Below are 18,677 nucleotides of genomic sequence, written 5' to 3' on the forward strand. Positions count from 1 at the left end.
TCATGACAAAAAAAATAATCTGTTTCGGAGAAGTTCTATTTGACGTTTTTCCAACACATCGAAAAATTGGCGGAGCGCCTTTGAATGTAGCGCTTCGCATGGCGTCACTTGGCATCAATGCACAAATAATAAGTCGCGTTGGAAATGATGAAATAGGGAAAGAATTGATTCGTTTTATTGAAGAAAATGGCGTTGCTACCGACACTATTCAAGTAGACGAAAACTTATCTACCGGAGAGGTTATTGTTCAATTAAACGATAAAGGTTCTGCTTCTTACACTATTAATTATCCTGTTGCATGGGATAAAATCGAAGTCACATCAATAGCTGAAAATGCAGTTGCTAATGCTGACGCAATGGTTTTTGGAAGTTTAGTTTGCAGAGATTTTGTTTCGCACCAGACGCTACTCAGCCTTATGAATCTTGCTAAATACAAGATATTTGATGTTAATTTACGTGCTCCGTTTTACACCAAAGAATTGTTGATTGAATTAATGAACAAAGCCGATTTTATAAAATTTAATGATGATGAATTGTATGAAATAAGCGAGTACATGAACAGCCCTTACAACTCATTGGAACAAAACATTCATTTTATCGCTGAGCAAACAAACACGAAACATATTTGTGTGACCAAAGGAAGTCATGGCGCAGTTTTATACTATAACGACACCATGTATTACAACAGCGGTTATAAAATTGAAGTTGCTGACACCGTGGGTGCAGGAGATTCATTTTTGGCTGGTTTACTGACTCAATTATTAACCGGAAATGACGCTCAATTTGCTATTAATTATGCCTGTGCATTAGGTGCTTTGGTAGCTCAAAAAGAAGGGGCTAATCCCAAAATTGAAGCAGCAGCAATTGCTGACTTTATGAAAATATAAATTTAAAATTCTTTAAACTTTAATCAAAGATAAACAATACCCCATAATACCTTTTATTTGAAATTAATCATGAAAAATAATCCGCCTTTATTTTTGTTATTTGCTTTTTGGCTATTGTCTAAAACAGCATTAATTGCACAAAATGAAAAAACTACAATTCTAAAAAATATTGATAAAAAATGGTGGAAAGAAGCTACTGTTTACCAGATTTACCCAAGAAGTTTTAAAGATAGTGACGGCGATGGTGTGGGCGATTTGAAAGGAATTATATCTAAGCTTGATTATATAAAAAGTTTAGGAATTAATGCTGTTTGGCTCAACCCAATTTACACTTCTCCAAACGATGATAACGGATACGACATCAGTGATTATCGTGAAATTATGAAAGATTTTGGAACGATGGAAAATTTTGATCTTTTATTGAAAGAAATGCACAAACGCAACATCAAATTAATCATGGATTTAGTGGTAAATCATAGTAGTGACGAGCACGAATGGTTCAAACAATCAAAAAGTTCCAGAGATAATAAATACAGAGATTATTACCATTGGTGGCCAGCCGAAAAAGGAAAACCAACTTACAGATGGAGTTTTTTTGACGTGAATAGCGAAGCTTGGAAATATGATGCCCAAACTGATGCTTATTACCTGCATTATTTTTCTCAAAAACAACCAGATTTGAATTGGGAAAACCCAAAAGTAAGACAAGAAGTATATGATATCATGCGTTTCTGGCTGAACAAAGGAATTGATGGTTTCAGAATGGATGCTTTTCAATTTGCTTCAAAAGATACTTCTTGGCCGGAATTACCAAAAGGATATGAAAAAAACATCATCAAATATTACGGAGTTGGTCCTCATCTTCATGAATATTTGCAAGAAATGAACCGAGAAGTTTTTAGCAAATATGATATTATGACGGTATCAGAAGGTGCTGGAAGTTCCCCAGAAGACGCGATTCAGTTTGTAGACCCAGACCGAAAAGAATTGGATATGGCGTATCATTTTGAAAGTGTAGACATTGGAAACCATTTAAAGGATTTTGGCCTTGCGAAATACAAACAAATATTTTCAAGATACGATGAAACTTTCAAAGAGAAAGGGTGGCTATCTATATTTCTGGCAAATCACGATCAGCCAAGAATGGTGAGTAAATTTGGTAACGAGACCGCCGAATTTAGAGAATTATCATCCAAAATGCTTTCTACATTTGTAATGACAATGCGCGGAACGCCTTATTACTATTATGGTGATGAACTGGGAATGGTTAATATTCGATTTAATGATATTAATGATTACAATGATGTGGAAACCCGAAATAAATACACTCAAATAAAAAATGCAGGCGGAGATTTAGACGCTTACATGGAAAACCGAAAACAGACTTCGAGAGAAAACGGAAGAACACCTTTTCAATGGGACACAACTGAAAATGCCGGTTTTACAACAGGGAAACCATGGTTGAAAGTGAATCCAAATTATAGTCTTATTAATGCTGAAGCTCAGGAAAAAGACCCTAACTCAGTATTAAATTACTTTAGAAAAGTAGTTCAATTGCGCAAGCAAGACCTAACGCTCGTTTATGGTGCCTACACACTTTTGGACAAAGATAATCCCGACGTATTTGCATATACTAGGGAACTTGACGGTAAAAAACTATTAGTTTTATTGAATTTTTCTAAAAAAAATGCAGCCTATACCCTTTCGATTTCTACTGCTAAATCTAAAATCATTTTAGACAATTATTCCAACACCAAAAAAATAAAAAAGAATACTTTGCGTCCGTACGAAGCAGTAATTTTGGAGCTTAAATAAAGCCTAATAAAATCTTTCAAGTTAAACTGTTTTTTGAAAATCGATTTGCAAATTAAATTGTAAATTTGTTTTCAAGAAACAGTTTTTTTTATAGATACCAATCAGAAACTCCATAAATGAAGGACGCTACTCTCAAAGAAATTGCCACACAACTTGGAATTTCTATAACAACTGTTTCAAAGGCTTTAAAAAATTATTCTGACGTTAGCGAAAAGACTAAAAAAGCGGTTATAAATTTAGCAACCGAATTAAATTATACTCCAAATAGCTTTGCCGTAAACTTAAGAACCAAAGAATCTAAAACTATTGGATTAATAATTCCTACTGTTGTACACCACTTTTTTTCGAATGTTATTGAAGGAATTCTTGAAGAAGCCGAGAAAAGAAACTACATGGTTATTATTTTACAATCTAATGAAAACTACGAACTCGAAAAAAAACAAGTAGCCCTTTTATTGAATAAAAGAGTAGACGGGATTCTTATTTCCTTATCAAATGGGACAGGCGAATTTGACCATTTAAAAACAATTCTTGCCAACAAAACACCATTAGTTCTTTTTGACAAAATTGCAAAAATTATAAACTGTTCGAAAGTGACCATAAACGACAGGAAAGCGGCTTATGATGCGGTTACTTATCTAATAAAAAAAGGATACAAAAAAATTGCTCATTTTCGCGGATCTTATTTACCACAGAATGCCATAGACCGTTTTCTAGGGTATAAAAAAGCACTTGAAGACAACAACATTGTTTATGATTCTTCATTGGTTTATTTATGTGAAAATAATTTAGATTTTGAAGACGGCTATGAAAACGCAAAAAAAATAATTGCAGAACATCCTGATATTGATGCTATTTTTGCCGTAACCGATTTAGTTGCAATTGGAATTATTAAATACTTCAACGAAATAGGCATTCCGATTCCAAAACAAATTGCCGTTTTTGGATTTAGCAACTGGTTCATGTCAAGTATAATATCTCCGAAACTAACAACAATTGATCAACCTGGTTTTGAAATTGGAAAGAAATCAGCGACAATATTATTTGATGAAATTCATTCAAAAAAGAACAACGAACCTATTGTTTTTCAATCTATTGAATTGGAAACAAGTATAATTGAAAGAGAATCTACTTAAAAAAATAGTAAGTCTGTCTTTTTAAAATAAATCTTTGAAGATTTCTAAAATAAATGTGTTTTAAATTTAACTGAACTATACTAATTTGTTTATTTTAAAATTTGGAATATTTTTAAAATAAAAATTAATATCTTGGCAAAAATCTTTTAAAGATTAAATGAATATCATTCAAAATAAATTGACTAAAAAAGGTATAAATCATTATCTTTTATCCTATATTTCCTTTAAATAAACCAATAGATATACACTGCATGAAAGACATCACTCTTAAAGAAATTGCAAACAAATTAGGTATTTCTATAACAACTGTTTCAAAAGCGCTAAAAAATTATCCCGATGTTAGTGAAAAAACTAAAAAAGCGGTAATTGAACTTGCCCAAACTTTACATTACACCCCAAATAGTTTTGCGGTAAACTTAAGGACTAAAGAATCAAAAACTATCGGACTGATTATTCCGGAAGTTATGCATCACTTTTTTTCGAATGTGATTAATGCAATTATTGATGAAGCCGAAAAAAATGGCTATCTGGTTATTATTTTACAATCGAGTGAAACGCTGGCATTAGAAAAAAAACAAGTTGAACTTCTTATCAATAAAAGAGTTGACGGAATAATTATGTCTTTATCGAATGAATCTAACTATGACGAGCATATAAAGGGCATAATCAATCGAAATATTCCGTTTGTTATGTTTGACAAAATTGCAAAATTGACCACGTGTTCAAAAGTAATAATTGATGATCAGAAAGCTGCCTTTAATGCTACTCAACATTTAATTGATAATGGTTGTAAAAAAATTGCTCATATCCGAGGGCCATTAAATCCACAAAATTCTATTGATCGCTACATTGGATATAAAAAAGCTTTGGAAAAAAACAACATTCCTTTTGATTCAAAATTAATTTATACTTGTGAAAAGGTAACTTTTGAGGAGGGGAAATACTTTGCCGAACAAATTATCAAAGAACATCCGGAGGTTGATGGTATTTTTGCAATTACAGATTTAGTTGCGGTAGGTGCTTTGGCTTATTTTAATGAAAACAACATTAAGGTTCCTGAACAAGTTGCAATAATTGGCTTTAGTAATTGGTTTATGTCGCAAGTAATAACTCCTAAACTAAGTACAATTGACCAGCCTAGTCATGAAATGGGGATAGTTTCTTTTAATTTACTATTAGAAGAAATGAATTGCCGTAAAGAAGATATGCCGTTTAAACCACGAACAGTTGAATTAGAAACTGCTTTGATTGTTCGAGAATCCAGTATGAAAAAACTATCTTAAAAAATCAATATTTCTTTTTATTCCGGAAAACTTAGTTCTTTTTAGAGGAGAATTTTTGGCGATAACTTTAAACGTTTCTTCTGTTATTTCTTCCCAATCTTTTTTGGACATTGATAGCAATTCTGGTTTTGGATTAAATAGTGGTTCATTATGTGGTTTTGAAAATTTATTCCAAGGGCAAACGTCTTGACAAATATCACATCCAAAAGCCCAATCATCAAACTTACCTTGCATTTCATCAGGAATGTTTTCCTTGAGTTCAATTGTAAAATAAGAAATACACTTGCTCCCATCAACCTGATATGGCGCAATTATAGCTTCTGTCGGACACGCATCGATACAAGCCGTACATGTACCGCAATGATCTGTGGTAGCAAAATCGTATTCTAAATCTAAATCAATTATGAGTTCGGCAATAAAGTAAAAAGAACCTACTTTCCGGGTCAACAAATTACTGTTTTTACCTATCCAACCCAAACCACTTTTGGCAGCCCAAGCTTTGTCAAGAACCGGCGCTGAATCAACAAAAGCGCGTCCGGATACTTCACCGATGTTTTCTTGTATCGAAAACAAAAGCTCTTTTAATTTTTCTTTTATAACAGAATGATAGTCTTCTCCATATGCATATTTTGAGATTTTAAAAGAGTCTGGATTTTGAAATTCTGAAGGATAATAATTCAATAAAAGTGAGATTACACTTTTAGCGTCGTCAACAAGTAAAGTTGGATTCAAACGTTTATCGAAATTATTTTCCATATAGGACATTTGTCCATTTCTTTGATTGTTTAACCAATTCTCAAGCCTTGGTGCTTCCTGTTCTAAAAAAGCAGCTTTAGATATCCCACAAGATAAAAACCCGAGGCGCTTGGCTTCGGATTTGATGAATTGTGTGTATTTTGATTTGGTGTCTATGATGTTAAATAGGTGTTTTAAACAGAAAAAGAACTTGTGTGGAACTAGCCCTGATAGTAGCGACATCCTTTGCCTTCTTTCTTTAGGAAGGGAAAGATATAGCGGATAGCAGGAAACGGCTCCTTGTTAAATTTTAAAAAAGATTAAAATAATCCACCCTGAATATTTGTTTTAATTTTCCCTAAATGTCTGTATGCTTTATCGGTAACTTCCCTGCCTCTAGGTGTTCGCATGATAAATCCTTCTTGAATTAAGAACGGTTCATAAACCTCTTCTATTGTTTCGCTGCTTTCAGATACGGCTGTTGCCAAAGTTGACAAACCTACTGGTCCACCCTTAAATTTATCTATGATGGTATTTAGTATTTTATTATCCATCTCATCCAGTCCGTGAGCATCAACATTAAGCGCTTTCAGGCTATATCGGGCTATTTCAATGTCTATTGTACCATTTCCTTTAATTTGTGCAAAATCACGCACACGACGCAATAAAGCATTAGCTATACGAGGTGTTCCTCTACTTCTTCCTGCAATTTCTATAGCTGCTTCATAGGAAATTGGCATTTTTAAAATGGTAGCACTTCTCTCAACTATGGTAGTTAAAAGTTCAGTTGTATAGTATTGTAAGCGGGAGGAAATACCAAAACGAGCTCTCATAGGAGCTGTAAGCAACCCTGAACGCGTGGTTGCACCGATAAGTGTAAACGGATTTAAATTGATTTGAACTGTACGGGCATTGGGCCCAGATTCAATCATAATATCAATTTTAAAGTCTTCCATTGCGGAATACAGATATTCTTCGACTATGGGGCTTAAACGGTGTATTTCGTCAATAAATAACACATCTCGTTCTTCGAGATTAGTCAACAATCCAGCAAGGTCACCTGGCTTATCTAAAACTGGACCAGAAGTTATTTTTATACCAACTTGCAATTCATTAGCCAGAATATTTGCCAACGTTGTTTTACCTAATCCCGGAGGTCCGTGAAAAAGAGTATGATCAAGCGCTTCGTTTCTTTGATTAGCCGCTTGAACAAAAACTTTTAGATTTTCAAGAATTTGATCTTGGCCGGCAAAATCATCAAAAGAAAGTGGCCTTAATCTTTTTTCAAGATCAAGTTCTTCCGGATTATATCCTTTTGTAGTTGGGTCTAAATTTTCATTCATGTAACAAAGATAAAGAAAGTAATGTTTATGGGTGAATTACATTAGTATAGATTAATGAAATAACCTTTATGTAGAAAGTAATAAAATTCATCAAAATAAAAAAACCTCTTCTTTCGAAGAGGTTTTATATTTTTATTAGTGGTGTAAAACAGCTTCACCTGGTTTCATTGGCACGTTTTGAGGAACAAAATCTTCATCATGCTCAGGATTACTGTAATCATAAGGCCATCTGTGAACCTCAGGAATTGCACCCGGCCAGTTACCGTGTATGTGTTCTACGGGAGCCGTCCATTCTAATGTATTAGATTTCCATGGATTTTGTACTGATTTCTTTCCGTAAAAAATACTAACAAAAAAGTTATATAAAAATACTAATTGAAATGCTCCACCAATTAATGCGAATGTTGTAATCAAAACATTTACGTTTTGTAAATCATCGAATAAAGGAAAATTTGTATTTGTGTAATAACGTCTTGGTAAACCAGCTAATCCTATGAAGTGCATTGGAAAAAATACCCCATAAGCACAAATTGCAGTTACCCAAAAGTGAACGTATCCTAAATTTTTATTTAACATTCTACCAAACATTCTTGGGAACCAATGGTAAATACCTGCAAACATTCCGTAAAGAGCAGAAATACCCATTACTAAGTGAAAGTGAGCTACAACAAAATACGTATCGTGAACATTAATATCTAATGTACTATCTCCAAGGATAATCCCAGTTAAACCTCCTGTTATGAAAGTAGAAACTAAACCTATAGAAAATAACATTGCTGGATTTAATTGTAGATTACCTTTCCAAAGCGTTGTGATGTAATTAAATGCTTTTACTGCGGAAGGAATTGCAATAAGTAATGTTGTAAATGTAAATACAGATCCTAAAAATGGATTCATACCAGAAACGAACATATGGTGACCCCAAACAATTGTAGATAAAAAGGCAATTGCTAAGATGGACATAATCATTGCTCTGTAACCAAAAATTGGTTTACGTGAGTTAGTCGCTATAATTTCTGATGTGATACCTAAAGCAGGTAATAAAACGATATAAACTTCAGGATGTCCTAAAAACCAGAATAAGTGTTCAAACAAAACAGGAGATCCACCTTGATAATGTAATACTTCACCAGCAATATAAATATCAGACAAGAAGAATGATGTACCAAAACTTCTATCAAAAATCAATAATAAAGCCGCAGATAACAATACTGGGAATGAAACTATACCAATAATAGCCGTTACAAAGAAAGCCCAAATAGTAAGAGGCAATCTTGTCATTGTCATTCCTTTTGTTCTTAGGTTAATTACAGTAACAACATAGTTTAAAGATCCCATTAAAGAGGAAGCGATAAAAATAGCCATAGAAATTAACCAAAGAGTCATACCCATACCAGAACCAGGAATTGCTTGTGGCAATGCGCTTAAAGGAGGATATATAGTCCAACCTGAAGAAGCTGGTCCAGCTTCAACAAATAAAGAACAAACCATGATTACACTTGATAAGAAAAACAACCAATAAGAAATCATATTCATAAAACCGGAAGCCATATCTCTGGCTCCAATTTGAAGTGGTATCAGTAAATTACTAAATGTTCCACTTAAACCGGCAGTTAATACAAAGAAAACCATTATAGTTCCATGTATAGTAACCAAGGCTAAATAAATATCATTTGCCATAACACCATCAGGAGCAAATTTATCACCTAATAATATGTTGAAAATTTTGAAAGATTCTTCAGGCCAAGCTAATTGCATTCTAAATAGCATTGACATACCAACACCAATAATACCCATAATAATACCAGTTATCAGGTATTGTTTAGCTATCATTTTATGATCTATACTAAAAATGTATTTAGTAATAAACGTTTCTTTATGATGATGTTCCTGTTCGTGTTCGTGTCCGTGATCGTGACCTTCTGCTGACATATATGTTTACTTTAAATTTTTCTTAATAATTATTTCATAGCTATTTTTGCAACAGCTGCTGAATCGTTAGTTTTAGTAGAATCTACACCTGTAGCGCCATCAACTGGAGCAGGAGTTTTAGCGGCTTTTACTTCATCCACTAAAGTTACTTTATCGCTTAACCATTTTTTATAATCTTCTGGTGTGTCAACAATAACTTTCATTTGCATGTTGTAATGTGACGCTCCACAAATTTTATTACAAAGCAATAAGTAGTCAAAAGTATAAGGATCAAGAGCAGTTTGACCTTTAGCTACTAATTCTATACTCTTTTTTGCTCTCAATGCATTAATATTAGCTACTTTTTCAACCATGTAAGGCAACTCTCTATATTCTGCAGTAGTGTATACAGGTACAAAAGCAAACTCAGTAACCATTCCAGGAACACAATTCATTTGTGCTCTAAAGTGAGGCATATAAGCAGAATGCAAAACATCTTGAGAACGCATTTTGAAATGTATCTTTTTCCCCTTCGGTATATGCAATTCAGTAACGACAATATCATCTTGTGAATACGGATCAGACAAATCTACACCAACAGAATTTGCTCCTTCTATGTAACGCACATTTGCTTTTCCAAGTACATTATCATTTCCTGAATATCTAGCTTTCCAGTTAAATTGTTGAGCGTACAATTCGATAACAATAGTATCCTCTTCTTCGTCAACAAACATGATATTGTTCCAAGCATACAAACCATATAATATCAATCCGGCTAAAACTACAGCAGGAATAACACTCCAAATTGCTTCTAGCTTATTGTTGTCTGCAAAATATAAGGCTCTTTTATCTTTATTTCCTCTGTATTTAAAAGCAAAGAAATGCAAAAGGACTTGAGTTATAGCTTGAACTGTGAATATTAAAACCCATGTGATATTCATTAAATTATCAACATCACTTCCATGTTCTGAAGCAGGAGTGTGAAGCACCAAAGACCCCCATTTTATCAATCCGTAAATTGTAAAAATATAAATAAAAGCTAAGAAACCAAACATCAAATAACCTTGTACGTTATTATCATTGTCTGTAGCTACTTGAGAATCGTCCGAAGTGTTTCCTACTTGAGTAAGATCAAAAATTTTCGTCAATTGCCAAAGCGCAACAGCTAATAAAACTAAAACTATAATTACCAACAAACTTGTCATCTGTTTTTTTCTTTAAAATTAATAATGAAAATGTTTACTTTCTTCTATAAATGGATTTCTTTTTGGCAACAATGGAACTTTTGTTAATGCTGTAAATACAACATATATAAATAGTCCAAGAAAGAAAAGAACAGATGCAATTTCTGAAACTCCAATAAACCATTGGTCACCAACTGTACCAGGCATAATCATATTGAAGAAATCAATGTAATGACCTAATAAAATCACAATTCCAGCCATAACAAGTATCCATGTAATTCTTTTGAAATCCGTGTTTATTAAAATCAATAAAGGAAAAAGGAAATTCATAACTACAGCTCCAAAGAAAGGAAGATTGTAAAGTTGAATTCTTGTAATAAAATAAGTTACCTCTTCAGGTATATTAGCATACCAGATCAACATGAATTGTGAGAACCACAAATAAGTCCAGAAAACGCTAATTCCAAACATGAATTTAGCTAAATCATGAATATGACTTGTATTAACATATTCTAAATATCCTTTAGATTTCAGGTATAAAGTTACCATTGCAATCATTGTTATACCACTAACAAAAAAACTTGCAAAAACATACCATCCAAATAATGTACTAAACCAGTGAGGATCTATAGACATAATCCAATCCCAAGACATTATAGATTCTGAAACGATAAAGAAAACTAAAAAACCTGCAGAAATTTTAAAGTTCTTTTTGTAGTTAAGATCATCTTGAGCTTCATCTTGAGCCAAACAATTTTTTCTAGAAAAATAACGATATAAATTCCAACCAATTAAAAATATAGCCGCTCTAACAATCCAAAAAGGGAAATTTAAATAACCTGCTTTATTTGAAATAATTTCATCATGCGCAACAACTTCCGGGTCTAACCAAATAAAAAGATGATTAAAGTGAAGACCCGATAAAACTAAGAATATAAAGAGTAAGACAGAACCTACAGGCAAATAAGCCGTTATACCCTGCATCACTCTAAATAAAACAGGAGACCAACCAGCCTGAGCTACTTGTTGAATAGCATAAAAAGCTAAAACTCCCATAGAAATCAATAAAAAGAAAATACAAGCAACATACAAAGCAGACCAAGGCTTGTTTTGTAATTGATGTAAAACATGAGTTAAATGCTCATTATGTTCTGCAGCTTCTTTGGCATCAGCAACATCTTTGTGTTCAGCAGTAACGCCAGCTTCATGTGAAGATTTTTCAACTTCGTGTGCTACAGCAGCATGCTCACCATGACTACCTGCGGCAAGAAGTTTTTCAACTTCCTGAATATCTTTAGGTGCAGTTAAAAAACCATATCCAATTCCTAAAAGACCAACAGCCATTAAGATGAGAGAGAAAGTTTTTAATTTACTTGAAAATGTATACATATCTATTACGATCAGTTTGTTCAACAATTATAATTCACTTTTTAGTTTTAGAACATAGTCAGTAACTAACCATCGTTCATGGGCACTCAATTGATTAGCATGTGAGCCCATTGCATTTAAACCGTAAGTTATTACGTGAAATACACTTCCTTCAGTAATAGGTCTATCAGCATAACTTGGAACACCAAGAAATTTTTCTCTTTCCACTAATTTACCTTTACCATTTCCTGAAGCACCGTGACAACTTATGCAATAAATTTCAAAAAGTTCTTTTCCTTTATCTAAATTTTTACTTAAAGAATCCAAAGGGGATTTTAAATTAGCTTTAGCTAACTCATAACCAGCAGTAGAATTTTCATATTCGTATACTTCAAATCCTCTGTTTATAGAACCTTTGGCCGGAAGTTGACCTTCTTTACCATCTTTAAAAGCATTTGACTCAGAGTAAGTCTCATACCCTACCGATTCGTACATGTTTGGAAAGTACTGATAGTTTGGCTGTGTCTTATCATGACAAGACGAAACTAAAACCGTAAAACCAAATAAAAGTGTTATTTTATATATCCTTTTCATAGCTATGATTACTGCTTTTCTATTACTTTAACTTCAACAGCTCCTGTAGATTTGAAAAAAGAAACTAATTCCTCTTCGTTTTCATTTACAGCAACTTCCATCAAAAAATGATCATCTGTTGTTCTAACATCTGGATTTTCTGCTTCTTTAAAAGGCCATAATTTACTTCTCATATAAAAAGTAATAACCATTAAGTGGGCAGCAAAAAATACTGTTTCTTCAAACATAATTGGCACAAAAGCCGGCATGTTTTCAATATAGCTAAAACTCGGTTTTCCACCAATATCTTGTGGCCAATCTTGAATCATAATATAATTCATCATCCAAGTCCCAAAAGATATACCACATATACCATATAAAAAGGCACAAATTGCTAATCGTGTTGGCGCAAGTCCCATTGCTTTATCCAAACCGTGAACCGGAAATGGAGTAAAAACTTCTTCAATATGATGATGAGCTGCACGAGTTTTCTTTACGGCATCCATCAATATATCATCGTCATTATAAATGGCGTATATTACTTTATTACTCATGATGTGAATCTTTATTTGCTTCTCTTTCTCTTTTGTAATTATCTCCTGTTCCTTTCAATATTGTTTTAACCTCTGCCTGAGCAATTACAGGGAATGTTCTAGAGTACAACAAAAACAATACAAAGAAGAAACCAATTGTTCCTATGAAAATTCCAATATCAACAAATGTAGGTGAAAACATTGTCCATGAAGAAGGAAGGTAATCTCTGTGTAATGAAGTTACAATGATTACAAATCTTTCAAACCACATTCCAATATTTACAACAATTGAAATTATAAAAGAGAACATAATACTTGTTCTTAATTTTTTGAACCACATAAATTGAGGAGAGAACACATTACAAGTCATCATTGACCAATATGCCCACCAGTAAGGTCCAGTTGCTCTGTTTAAGAAAGCGTATTGTTCATATTCAACTCCTGAATACCAAGCAACAAACAATTCAGTAATATAGGCAACCCCTACAATAGAACCAGTAATCATGATAACGATATTCATCAACTCAATGTGTTGAATAGTAATATAAGCCTCAAGGTTAGAAACTTTTCTCATAATGATAAGCAAGGTATTTACCATTGCAAATCCAGAGAAAACTGCTCCAGCAACAAAGTACGGAGGAAAAATCGTAGTATGCCATCCTGGAATAACTGAAGTAGCAAAGTCCATAGATACAATAGTATGCACAGAAAGTACAAGTGGAGTAGCTAAACCTGCAAGTACTAAAGATACTTCCTCAAAACGTTGCCAATCTTTAGCTCTACCGCTCCATCCGAAACTCAATATTGAATATACTCTTTTATTAAAAGGCGTTATAGCTCTATCACGTAACATGGCAAAATCAGGCAATAAACCAGTCCACCAGAAAACTAATGAAACCGAAAGATATGTAGAAATTGCAAAAACGTCCCATAATAATGGAGAGTTAAAATTCACCCATAAAGAACCAAACTGATTAGGTATAGGTAAAACCCAATACGCTAACCATGGACGCCCCATGTGTATGATTGGAAATAAACCCGCTTGTATAACTGAGAAAATAGTCATTGCTTCCGCAGAACGGTTAATAGCCATTCTCCATCGCTGACGGAAAAGTAATAATACAGCAGAAATTAATGTTCCTGCGTGACCGATACCTACCCACCAAACAAAGTTTGTGATATCCCAAGCCCATCCAACAGTTTTATTTAATCCCCATGTTCCAATACCTGTAGATACGGTGTAGATGATACAGCCCAATCCCCAAAGGAAAGCTGTTAATGCGATTGAAAACACAATCCACCAATGTTTATTTGCCTTACCTTCAACAGGTGCAGCTACATCTACTGTTACGTCGTGATAAGTTTTATCACCTATAACTAAAGGTTTTCTAATGGTTGCTTCGTAGTGAGACGACATAATCCTTTATCTTGTTTCTTATTAATTAATTTTTGTACTATGTATTTCTAACTTTAACGTGATAAATCACATTAGGTTTTGTTCCAACATGCTCTAATAAATGATACATTCTTTCATCAGCTACTAACTCAGCAACTTTAGCTTCCTTATCATTAATATCTCCAAATACCATTGCTCCAGTAGAACAAGCACTTGAACATGCCGTTTGGAATTCACCATCTACGATAGCTCTTCCTTCTCTTTTCGCTTTTAAAATTGTTGCTTGTGTCATTTGAATACACATTGAACATTTTTCCATAACTCCACGAGAACGAACATTCACATCCGGATTTAAAACCATACGACCTAAATCATCATTCATATGATAATCAAACTCGCTATTTTTGCTATATAAGAACCAGTTAAAACGACGTACTTTATAAGGACAGTTGTTTGCACAGTAACGAGTACCAACACATCTGTTATACGCCATATTATTTTGACCTTGACGGCTATGAGATGTAGCAGCAACCGGACAAACTGTTTCACAAGGCGCGTGGTTACAATGTTGACACATAACTGGCTGGAAAGAAACTTGAGGATTATCTCCTGCTTTTTCCATTTCGTTAAATGTTGACAATGAACTTGACAAACCTGCTATATTTTCTTTTCTTTCGTTATCTCCTTCAAAAGTACTTTCAGAAGAATAATATCTGTCAATACGCAACCAGTGCATATCACGACTTCTTCTAACTTCAGATTTTCCAACAACCGGTACATTGTTTTCAGCATGACAAGCAATAACACATGCTCCACAACCCGTACAAGCGTTTAAATCAATTGAAAGATTAAAATGATGCCCAACAGAACGATCAAATGAATCCCATAAATCAACTTTAGTAGCTTCAACTTCTTTATGATCTAAAGATACCATCGGTTGAGGATTCCATTCTTTAGCATCTTTTGTATTAAAGATTTCTAAAGAAGTTTCTTTAATAATATCTCCTCTACCCATTAATGTTTTCTGCCCTTGAACACAAGCGAACTCATGCTCTCCTCCAGCTTTAACCAATGATACAGATTGAACATTATTAAATCCTTTATATAAAGAGTAAGCGTTTAAACCTACCATCATTTCTTCTTTCAAAGCCGCTTTACGTCCGTAACCTAAAGCTAAACCTACAGTACCCACAGCTTGCCCTGGCTGAACAATTACAGGTACATTTTCTAATTTCAATCCATCAACAGTTGTAATCGTAGCATAACTACCATTCAAACCACCGTTAGCTACAATTTCATTAGAAAGACCTAATGTCTTAGCATCAGCATTCGAAACTGTAACATAGTTATCCCATGAAACTCTCGTAATTGGATCAGGAAATTCCTGCAACCATGGATTATTAGCTTGCTGTCCATCTCCCATACCTGTTTTAGTATACAAAACTAATTCAAGTCCTTGAGAAGCTTTTGATTGTGCTAATGCATTTGCTGCTCCAGTGTAATCAGCAGTACCTCCAGAAACACTAGTAATCGCACCAATAAAAACACCATCATGCAACACTTTATTCCAAGAAGAACCTGCAATAATACCAGCAGAATTCGCTTTTAAATAATCATAAAAAGTACCAGTCAATCCATTCAATGACAATAAAACATCTTGAAATTGTTTTGTATTGAATAAAGGTCGAATTGTAGGTTGAGTTAAACTATAAGTTCCTTTTGTAAGACTTAAGTCGTTCCAAGATTCTAAATAATGAGGAACAGGAGCCGCAATGGTACTCACTAAAGCCGTCTCATCTTCTTTCAAAGAAAAAGCAACTGAAGTTTTTACTTTTTTAAGCCCTTCAACAAATGAAGCACTATCAGCTAAAGTATATACCGGGTTAACTCCACTCATAATTAAAGTATGAACACTTCCTGCATTCATTTCTTTAATCAATTGAGCCACTTTTTCGCTAGAACCTTTTCTAATTTGCCTTACACCTGAAGTAGTAAAAGCCTCACTAGCCAAAACTTGATTAATAGCCAAAACTAATAATTGAGCATTTTTATCTTGAATTCCAGAAACTAAAACACCTTTAGAACCTGCAGCTTTTAATTGTTGAGCTGCTTTATTTACTTCAACTTTAAATTTATCATCTAAATTTAAAGCTACAGAAGAACCAGTTACTACATTATATATATGCACTAATGCCTGTTTTTGATTTGCAGATGACATCGCTAATCGCTTATCAGCCGCAGCTCCAGACAAAGTCATGTTAGCTTCTAGTTGGAAATGACGAGACATTTTTCCGTTTTTAGGAATTCTGCCTTGAGCATATCCAGAATCATAACCTCCACCTTGCCAGTCTCCAAGAAAATCAGCACCGACAGAAACTATAAGAGAAGCTTTTGAGAAATCATAATCAACCAAAGCTCTTTCACCGTAAACCGTTTCAAATGCATCAAGAGCTTCCGAAGAAGAAACAGCATCGTAAACTACGTGTTTAGAGTTTGGATTTTTAGCAATAAAATCAGCTATCAACTTTTCAGTTGACGGACTCGCTAAAGTATTTGTTAACAATACTACTTGACCACCTTTTGCTTTAGCATCAACTAAATTTGAAGCTATTTTTGAATTTACATCTGACCAAGTTGCGTTTTTACCCTCAACTTTTGGCTCTTTCAAACGCATACTATCATACAATGATAAAATAGATGCATGAATTCTAGCATTAGCAGTAAATTTAGCTCCAGCGATAGTATTATTATCTATTTTAATAGGACGCCCTTCACGTGTTTTTACTAAAATATTAGCAAAATCAAAACCGTCAAAAACAGAAGTCGCATAATAGTCGGCAACACCCGGAATAATTTGCTCAGGCTGCAAAACATAAGGAATTGACTTATGAACAGGCCCTTCGCAAGCTGCAAGCGTAGCTGCTGCAGTACTAAATCCAACGTACTTTAAAAAATCACGACGTGTTGTAGAAGAGGATGACAAAGCATCATTATTACCCAGAAATTCATCTGTAGGGATTTCTTCAACAAATTCGTTATTTTTAAGCGCCTCAACAATAGAACTATTTCCGTCTAGTTCTTCAACACTTTTCCAGTATTTTTTGTTTGATGACATATATAAATATTAAAATCTTAATAATTTGATTAATAGTGACATTTACCACATTCTAAACCTCCCATTTGTGCAGCAGTCAATTTGTCTACACCATATTTTTTAGAAAGTTGCTCATGAATTTTAGTATAATACTCATTGCCTTCCATTTTAACATCGGTTTTTCTATGGCAATCTATACACCAACCCATTGTTAATGGAGCAAATTGTTTTTGAATTTCATACTCTTGAACTGGACCATGACAAGTCTGACATTCTACTCCAGCAACAGTTACGTGTTGTGAGTGATTGAAATAAACAAAGTCAGGTAAATTATGAATACGAACCCATTTAACTGGCTGAGTTTTCCCAGTATACGATTGAGTGGTTTTATCCCATCCAACAGCAGTATATAATTTTTGAATTTGTTCATCATAAAATGCTTTGCTGTACTCTGGAGTAGCAGTAGTTTCAGCAACTTCCGATATGTTTTTATGACAGTTCATACAAACATTCAAAGAAGGAATACCAGCATTTTTACTAACTCTTGCAGCAGAGTGACAATACTTACAATTGATTTCATTATCTCCTGCATGTATCCTGTGAGAATAATGAATTGGCTGAATTGGCTCATAATTTTGATCAACACCAACCTGCATCAAATAGCCATACACAAAGTACGCACTAGCCAACAGCAAGAAAATTGAAGTAACCAAAACCAAAAATTGGTTTCTAGCAAATGCTTTCCAAATTGGAGTTGTAGGCTCTTTTAAAGCAACTTCAATATTATTTGCCTTAGCCACTTTACGTAAAACATTATTCACTAAGAACAACATAACTACAAGCATAGCCATAACAAGACTAAGAGCACCTAATATTATATCGTTTGAAATCCCAACCTCAGGAGCAGGAGTTCCTGGAGTAGCAGCCGAACCGGTTGCAGCAGGAGCTTCAGCTTTTGGCTCTGAAGTGTAAGCGATAATATTATCTACATCCTCTGTAGACAATTGAGGAAAAGCAGTCATTACGGCCTTATTGTTTTCTTCAAAAACCTTTACTGCAGCCGCATCTCCCGATTTAATCAAATCAGAACTATTAGCTACCCATTTGTAAATCCACGACATTTCATATTTAGAAGCAACTCCTCTAAGAGCAGGACCCGTAGCTTTTGCATCTAATTTATGACATGCAGCACAATTTGCATTAAAAAGCTCTTTCCCTTTTGCAGGATCTTGAGCAAATGAAGTTAAAGAGAAAATGAACATTAAAGCTAAGCCAAAATATAATTTCCTTGAGATCGAATTATGGTTACCCACCTTTTTCATATAGTATAATGATTATCTACTAAAAATTGGTACGGTTTTTTCTATAAGTATTTAGAGAAAAAACGAATACATTCTTTTTAAACTTGGACAAAAATAC

14 protein-coding genes are annotated in these 18,677 nt (G+C 33.9%); 4 read left to right on the forward strand and 10 right to left on the reverse strand.

Features of this window, described 5'->3' with window-relative positions:
• Positions 1-2 precede the first annotated feature (2 nt).
• The 4 genes from O6P34_RS02750 (at position 3) to O6P34_RS02765 (ending at position 5,121) form a co-directional block, all read left to right on the forward strand.
• Positions 3-887, forward strand: a complete 885-nt coding sequence (locus tag O6P34_RS02750; protein ID WP_269685805.1) for a carbohydrate kinase family protein — start codon at positions 3-5, stop codon at positions 885-887.
• A 69-nt stretch (positions 888-956) separates the two neighbouring features.
• The gene (locus tag O6P34_RS02755) at positions 957-2,702 is read left to right on the forward strand and encodes a glycoside hydrolase family 13 protein (RefSeq protein ID WP_269685806.1); all 1,746 of its coding nucleotides are present in this window, start codon (positions 957-959) and stop codon (positions 2,700-2,702) included.
• 116 nt (positions 2,703-2,818) lie between these two features.
• Positions 2,819-3,838 carry a LacI family DNA-binding transcriptional regulator gene (locus tag O6P34_RS02760; RefSeq protein ID WP_269685807.1) on the forward strand — a complete coding sequence of 340 codons (1,020 nt, stop codon included), beginning with the start codon at positions 2,819-2,821 and terminating at the stop codon, positions 3,836-3,838.
• A 251-nt stretch (positions 3,839-4,089) separates the two neighbouring features.
• Positions 4,090-5,121, forward strand: a complete 1,032-nt coding sequence (locus O6P34_RS02765) for a LacI family DNA-binding transcriptional regulator (protein WP_269685808.1) — start codon at positions 4,090-4,092, stop codon at positions 5,119-5,121.
• Here O6P34_RS02765 and queG read toward each other — a convergent pair.
• The 10 genes from queG to O6P34_RS02815 all read right to left on the reverse strand — a co-directional run bounded on the left by queG (position 5,113) and on the right by O6P34_RS02815 (position 18,580).
• Positions 5,113-6,036: a tRNA epoxyqueuosine(34) reductase QueG gene (gene queG / locus O6P34_RS02770; RefSeq protein ID WP_269686717.1), complete on the reverse strand. Its 924-nt coding sequence runs from the start codon at positions 6,034-6,036 to the stop codon at positions 5,113-5,115. The genes O6P34_RS02765 and queG overlap by 9 nt on opposite strands.
• A gap of 140 nt (positions 6,037-6,176) precedes the next feature.
• Entirely contained in the window at positions 6,177-7,199 is a 1,023-nt protein-coding gene (gene ruvB, locus O6P34_RS02775; RefSeq protein ID WP_269685809.1) for a Holliday junction branch migration DNA helicase RuvB, read from the reverse strand.
• Positions 7,200-7,334: 135 nt separating this feature from the next.
• A complete protein-coding gene (locus O6P34_RS02780; protein ID WP_269685810.1) occupies positions 7,335-9,131 on the reverse strand; it encodes a cytochrome c oxidase subunit I in 1,797 nt (598 codons plus the stop codon).
• Between the two features lie 29 nt (positions 9,132-9,160).
• The gene (locus tag O6P34_RS02785) at positions 9,161-10,315 is read right to left on the reverse strand and encodes a cytochrome c oxidase subunit II (protein ID WP_269685811.1); all 1,155 of its coding nucleotides are present in this window, start codon (positions 10,313-10,315) and stop codon (positions 9,161-9,163) included.
• A gap of 18 nt (positions 10,316-10,333) precedes the next feature.
• Positions 10,334-11,683 carry a cation-translocating P-type ATPase gene (locus tag O6P34_RS02790; RefSeq protein ID WP_269685812.1) on the reverse strand — a complete coding sequence of 450 codons (1,350 nt, stop codon included), beginning with the start codon at positions 11,681-11,683 and terminating at the stop codon, positions 10,334-10,336.
• A 27-nt stretch (positions 11,684-11,710) separates the two neighbouring features.
• The gene (locus tag O6P34_RS02795) at positions 11,711-12,256 is read right to left on the reverse strand and encodes a c-type cytochrome (RefSeq protein ID WP_269685813.1); all 546 of its coding nucleotides are present in this window, start codon (positions 12,254-12,256) and stop codon (positions 11,711-11,713) included.
• Positions 12,257-12,264: 8 nt separating this feature from the next.
• The gene (locus O6P34_RS02800; protein ID WP_269685814.1) at positions 12,265-12,789 is read right to left on the reverse strand and encodes a DUF3341 domain-containing protein; all 525 of its coding nucleotides are present in this window, start codon (positions 12,787-12,789) and stop codon (positions 12,265-12,267) included.
• The gene (gene nrfD, locus O6P34_RS02805) at positions 12,782-14,185 is read right to left on the reverse strand and encodes an NrfD/PsrC family molybdoenzyme membrane anchor subunit (RefSeq protein WP_269685815.1); all 1,404 of its coding nucleotides are present in this window, start codon (positions 14,183-14,185) and stop codon (positions 12,782-12,784) included. The genes O6P34_RS02800 and nrfD overlap by 8 nt, the downstream gene beginning before the upstream one ends.
• A 37-nt stretch (positions 14,186-14,222) precedes the next feature.
• Complete coding sequence (locus tag O6P34_RS02810; RefSeq protein ID WP_269685816.1) at positions 14,223-17,279, reverse strand: TAT-variant-translocated molybdopterin oxidoreductase; 3,057 nt, start codon at positions 17,277-17,279, stop codon at positions 14,223-14,225.
• Positions 17,280-17,308: 29 nt separating this feature from the next.
• Positions 17,309-18,580, reverse strand: coding sequence for a c-type cytochrome (locus O6P34_RS02815; protein ID WP_269685817.1), 1,272 nt, complete (start codon positions 18,578-18,580; stop codon positions 17,309-17,311).
• Positions 18,581-18,677 lie beyond the last annotated feature (97 nt).

The sequence above is a fragment of the Flavobacterium lacustre genome, from assembly GCF_027474525.2.
Lineage (GTDB): Bacteria > Bacteroidota > Bacteroidia > Flavobacteriales > Flavobacteriaceae > Flavobacterium > Flavobacterium lacustre.

Coding starts and splice junctions, on each gene's coding strand:
- O6P34_RS02760 (WP_269685807.1), top strand. CDS start 2,819: ATGAAGGACGCTACTCTCAAAGAAATTGCCACACAACTTGGAATTTCT.
- O6P34_RS02765 (WP_269685808.1), top strand. CDS start 4,090: ATGAAAGACATCACTCTTAAAGAAATTGCAAACAAATTAGGTATTTCT.
- O6P34_RS02785 (WP_269685811.1), bottom strand. CDS start 10,315: ATGACAAGTTTGTTGGTAATTATAGTTTTAGTTTTATTAGCTGTTGCG.
- O6P34_RS02750 (WP_269685805.1), top strand. CDS start 3: ATGACAAAAAAAATAATCTGTTTCGGAGAAGTTCTATTTGACGTTTTT.
- O6P34_RS02810 (WP_269685816.1), bottom strand. CDS start 17,279: ATGTCATCAAACAAAAAATACTGGAAAAGTGTTGAAGAACTAGACGGA.
- nrfD (WP_269685815.1), bottom strand. CDS start 14,185: ATGTCGTCTCACTACGAAGCAACCATTAGAAAACCTTTAGTTATAGGT.
- ruvB (WP_269685809.1), bottom strand. CDS start 7,199: ATGAATGAAAATTTAGACCCAACTACAAAAGGATATAATCCGGAAGAA.
- O6P34_RS02755 (WP_269685806.1), top strand. CDS start 957: ATGAAAAATAATCCGCCTTTATTTTTGTTATTTGCTTTTTGGCTATTG.
- O6P34_RS02780 (WP_269685810.1), bottom strand. CDS start 9,131: ATGTCAGCAGAAGGTCACGATCACGGACACGAACACGAACAGGAACAT.
- O6P34_RS02815 (WP_269685817.1), bottom strand. CDS start 18,580: ATGAAAAAGGTGGGTAACCATAATTCGATCTCAAGGAAATTATATTTT.
- O6P34_RS02800 (WP_269685814.1), bottom strand. CDS start 12,789: ATGAGTAATAAAGTAATATACGCCATTTATAATGACGATGATATATTG.
- O6P34_RS02790 (WP_269685812.1), bottom strand. CDS start 11,683: ATGTATACATTTTCAAGTAAATTAAAAACTTTCTCTCTCATCTTAATG.
- O6P34_RS02795 (WP_269685813.1), bottom strand. CDS start 12,256: ATGAAAAGGATATATAAAATAACACTTTTATTTGGTTTTACGGTTTTA.